1 protein-coding gene is annotated in these 275 nt (G+C 54.2%); it reads left to right on the top strand.

Annotated features, from left to right (window positions below; genetic code table 11):
• Positions 1-189 (top strand): diguanylate cyclase domain-containing protein (locus H2O73_RS21020; protein WP_182110797.1); only part of this gene is annotated, 189 nt, incomplete at its 5' end.
• Positions 190-275: the final 86 nt, after the last annotated feature.

Raw genomic sequence — 275 nt, 5'->3', positions numbered from 1 at the left:
AAGCCGTATGCTTTTGAAAATATGTTGGTGAGGACGTCGCCCAGTATCGGAATAGCCGTGTATCCAGACAACGCCAATGAGGCGCCCGACCTGATTTGTTGTGCGGACGAGGCGATGTATGAGGCGAAAAAAAATGGGCCGGGGCAGTACCGATACTATGCAAGCCGATATCAACGGCAAAGTGGGTGACGCGGATGGCGACCGTCAGGCCGCCTGTCTGGAAAGATTATTGTTGTAGGACGCGCCGGTTTCCAGCGACCCTTAGCTGTCCAACA

It is taken from the genome of Vibrio marinisediminis (assembly GCF_014050145.1).
Taxonomy (GTDB): domain Bacteria; phylum Pseudomonadota; class Gammaproteobacteria; order Enterobacterales; family Vibrionaceae; genus Vibrio; species Vibrio marinisediminis.
The sequence above is the reverse complement of the archived record's forward strand: the minus strand, read 5'-3'. Positions and strand labels throughout refer to the sequence as shown.